We start from the raw sequence: 4,228 nt of genomic DNA, 5'->3' as shown, positions 1-4,228 counted from the left end.
GAAGCCCGCCGACCCCAAACACCTGATCCGTCTGATCCAGCAGAAAATCAATCCCGACTATCCCAACACCACCCCGCGCGGCGGAGTGGGACGGGGGATTCTTCTGTCCGAGTGACCGCGGGCGAGCGGCTTGTCAGGCACCCGGAGGCGGACCGGACAGTCACCACTCAACTCGTTAGCCCACAATATTTTACAGACACCAACAGGCAATCGCCGCGGAGGTGCTAATTTTTTAGCTTTTTCCTCTTGACTTCCGCTCACCTACATGCTAATTTCTTAGCATGTTACGAATTTAGCATGGGCGGTTGGGCCGTTCTGGTGTGTTGTTGGATCGGCCGGGCGGCTGAGAGGAGAACGTGTGATGAAACGAGAATTGGAGAGTCAGTTGAGCCGTCGGGAGCGGCAGATCATGGACGTGGTGTACGCCCGTGGTCGGGCGACGGCGGCGGAGGTGCTGGAGGGGTTGCCGGCGCCGCCGGGTTATTCGGCGGTGCGGGCGATGCTGCGGATTCTGGAGGAGAAGGGCCATCTGACCCATGAGAAGGACGGGGCGCGGTACGTTTACCGGGCGACTCACCCGCGTGACGAGGCGAGCGAGTCGGCTTTGCGGCGGGTGGTGCGGACGTTTTTTGACGGGTCGGTGGAGAAGGCGGTGGCGGCGCTGCTGGATTCGTCGGAGGCGGAGATGTCGGCTGACGAGTTGGACCGCCTGTCGCGGCTGATCGACGAGGCCCGGAAAGGAGGTCGCTGATGATGACCTTGGGGTTCGAGCATGGGAGCGTTACGGAGTGGTCGATGCGGGCGTTGGCGGTGCTGCTGGACGCGTCGGTCAAGGGTCTGGTGGTGATCGCAGCGGCGGGGCTGGCGGCGTGGTTGATGCGGCGGCGGTCGGCTTCGGTTCGTCATCTGGTTTGGTCGGTGGCGGTGGCGGGGCTGGTGGTGTTGCCGGGGCTTTCGGTGATGCTGCCGAGTTGGCAGGTGGCGATTTTGCCCGAACCGTCGGCGGCTGCGCCGGTCGTCACGGTTGATGGCGCGGCGGCACTGACCGCGGCGGAAGACAACACGGAGTTGCCGGTAACCGAGTGGGGTCCGGATTTGCCGGCGGCGGCTGTGCCTTCGGCGGATTCCGTTGAGGCGGGGCCGGATGAGATGTTGGCGGTCGGCCCCCCTGCCGATGCGGTGTCGCACTGGCCGGTGTGGCTGGTGGCGGCGTGGTTGATGGGCGCAGCGGCCGTGCTGGGGCATTTTGGGTTGGGGCTGGTCGGTCTGTGGCGGCTGACCCGGCGCTCGGTGGAGGTGGCTGACGGTCCTTTGGCCGAGGCTTTCGATGAATTGCGGCGGCCGTTCGGTTTGGCAAGACTGCGGTTGCTGCGGGGTCGAGACGGTCGGCATGAGATGCCGATGGCGTGGGGACTGGTTCGGCCATTTGTGTTCATCCCAGCCGATTCGAGGCACTGGTCGGCGGAGCGGGCGCGGGTGGTGTTGGTGCATGAGTTGGCGCATATCCGGCGGCTTGACTGTCTCACGCAGTTGGCGGCCCGGCTGGCGTGCGCGATCTACTGGTTCAATCCGCTGGCGTGGCTGGCGGGGCGTTGGCTGCGGGCTGAGGGCGAGCAGGCGTGCGATGATATGGTGGTTTCGGCTGGTCATCGGGCGAGCGACTACGCTGAGCATCTGCTGTATATCGCGCGGTCGTATCGGGCGGGTCGACGGGTGGCGGCGGCGACCGTGCCGATGGCGCGGACGTCGCGGATTGAGGGTCGGCTGCGGGCGATTCTGGACCCGGCGCGCCGGCGCGGGCGGTTGACGAAGGCGGCGGTGGTCGCGGCGCTGGCTGGGGCGGCGTGTGTGGTGCTGCCCCTCTCGGCGTTGAAGGCGACGAGTAAAGCCCACGCGGAGGAGGCGATTGAGGTTTCGGCGCCGGCGACCCAGCCGTCGCAAGATTTTGCGGTCACGCTGGCGGACGGGGTGACGGTGGAACTGGTGGGCGTGGCCCGGAATCCCAGCGCCGAGAGTCCGTGGTGGCGGCCCGACGGCACGCCCATGGACCAGCGGCCGTACCAGAAGACGGGAAGTAAGCTCAAACGGGTTGAGAAGCAGGACGCCTACGAGTTCGCCGTGCGCATCGACGGGGCTGACGATTTCAGCTACGAATGGGCCATTCCTGGAAGCACCAGAGGCAGTATCACCGGACATCCGATGGGTCTGGATGGGAAACCGGTCCTTGACCTGTGGGCCTACACCGCCGCGGTGCCCGGAAGCTATGAAACGATCGACGTTCGCTTCGGCATTTCCACCGCACCCTGGCAGACGGTTGCCTTCACCGATTCGGGAAACGCGAGCTCTGCCTTAACAGACGGCGCGGTCATGTTCGCCGAACCGTACGTGACCGACGGTACTACGGCCATGAGCGTCGCTCACACGTTTACAAAGCCTGCCGTACGGTTGATCGCGATCGATCAGCAGGGACGCGAGCATCGTTCCATTGGCACCAGCGGCGGCGGGGTCACAGGAGTGGTTCAGTTCACCTACAGGTTCCCCATCCTGCTTGACCGGATCAAGGAGTTCCGGTTCCAGACCCGGCCGTACCGGTGGGTCACGTTCCGGAATGTCTCGCTTGAGCCGGGCAGGCGGACGGATGTGGCTGTTGAAGTCAATGAGCCCGCGGCGACCGAAGACCAGAGCCGGACGCAAGAGATCCCTCCGGCAGAAGGTCCGGTCGCAGTGACGCTGGCGTTCCTGAGGGCCCTGGAGACTGGGGAATTTCAGCGGGCCGAGCAGAATATGGTGCCGGGTACGGTAAAGAACTACTCGGCATTGCACAGGGCCCTGGATTTCTCCCAGGTCCGAATCGCCGAGGCCTACGCCGATGGTAACGAGGCGTGCGTGGTCACCGGCGTGATCCCCAGCCGCGATGGCCTGCGATCGGTGGCGATGGGATTTGGATTACGCAGGCTCGGAGACCGGTGGCTGATCCGCGACGGCGACTTTCTCCCGGATGAAGCCGCGGCCGAAGAGTTCGTCCAGGGATTCAAAGAGGCCCACCCTCAGGCGCAATCGCTGGAACTGCCGAACGCAACGGCGGCGTCCAGTCAGCGTGCGGGAGGTAACAAATCCGGCGGGCCCTCCTCCGTGTCGCTGGGGTTTCGGGTCGTACTGAACCCGAGCGGGTCACAGCGGCCGCCGGTGGTGGAGTCGGCGGAGAAGTACGTCGAAGAGTTGCAGGCATACGGTCCGGCGGCTGGGCGGGAACGGGACGATGAGTTCCAGTGGTTCGCGATGCGTGAAGGGCTGGAGCATGTGGGAGGCGTTCAGGCGGAGTATCAGGGCAGGCGGTACGTGCTGTTGGCCGGTCGCCCGCCGTACGCGATGAGCACGCGCAACGAGCCGTGGCGCCTGAAAGACATCGCCGTCGACCAGGACAACCGCGGCGAACCGATGGTGCGGATCATCTTTGACGAAGAAGGAGCCCAGCGGTTCGCGGAACTGACGGAAGAGAACATCGGCAACGCGGTCGCCATCCTCGTTGACGGAACGGTGGTCTCCGCCCCGGTCATCCGGAGCAAGATGCGCGAGCAGGCGGCTATCGTCGGTCGATTCACCGAGCAGGAAGTGCAGCGGATGGTTGAAGCCCTGCGGGCCGGACTGGTGGAGGATCGGCCGACGAGGGCGGACCCGGCGACGCAGCGGTGATCGAGCAAGACGCTCCCGGCAAGACCAGTCGGCGAGGTCAGGGGTGCTGGCGGTCTGCCCCAATTCGTGCGTGCGGATGTTCTTGAGGCCGCGGAACAAATCCCTCTCCGACGGCTTCGACGGATACCGCTTGATTCCATCGCCAACCCTGTTGGATCGGGCGCGACTATCGGACCGCGCAGACGGGAGATTGGCGATTAAAGATGCAAAGCGGGGCTGGACGCCTGAAAAGCGGCTGTAACCGGTTGATACGACATGAGCTGGGACGCTGTAAGGCTGGAGTGTTTTTTGGTTCACAGGCCATGAGCAAGTGTTGGGGGAAATCGACCGATTCGGGATACGGCAGCCAATTTTGGCTTGAGCAGGACTACCCGAAGCACAAGTGAGGTGCGTATCGTGAGCAGACTAAGTCTGAGGCAGAAGCTGGTTCTTCCGAATGTCATTTACCTGGTGTTGGTGGCGGTGACGGTGGTTTTGTTTTACCGGACCGTGTCCATGATCAACGGCCTGAAGGAGGAGCAAGCCACCCTGGCGG

Annotated in this window: 3 protein-coding genes; all 3 read left to right on the top strand. The window is 64.3% G+C overall.

Annotation, left to right across the window (positions count from 1 at the left end):
• Positions 1 to 361: 361 nt before the first annotated feature.
• Positions 362 to 751: a BlaI/MecI/CopY family transcriptional regulator gene (locus tag GXY33_10925; protein NLX05644.1), complete on the top strand. Its 390-nt coding sequence runs from the start codon at positions 362 to 364 to the stop codon at positions 749 to 751.
• A complete protein-coding gene (locus GXY33_10920; GenBank protein NLX05643.1) occupies positions 751 to 3,693 on the top strand; it encodes a hypothetical protein in 2,943 nt (980 codons plus the stop codon). Before GXY33_10925 ends, GXY33_10920 begins: the two co-directional genes overlap by 1 nt.
• A gap of 396 nt (positions 3,694 to 4,089) precedes the next feature.
• Positions 4,090 to 4,228 (top strand): hypothetical protein (locus tag GXY33_10915; GenBank protein ID NLX05642.1); only part of this gene is annotated, 139 nt, incomplete at its 3' end.

Source organism: Phycisphaerae bacterium (assembly GCA_012729815.1).
GTDB lineage: Bacteria > Planctomycetota > Phycisphaerae > JAAYCJ01 > JAAYCJ01 > JAAYCJ01.
Note: the sequence above shows the minus strand (reverse complement) of the source record. Positions and strands in the feature narration are given on the sequence as shown.

Coding starts and splice junctions, on each gene's coding strand:
- GXY33_10920 (NLX05643.1), top strand. CDS start 751: ATGATGACCTTGGGGTTCGAGCATGGGAGCGTTACGGAGTGGTCGATG.
- GXY33_10925 (NLX05644.1), top strand. CDS start 362: ATGAAACGAGAATTGGAGAGTCAGTTGAGCCGTCGGGAGCGGCAGATC.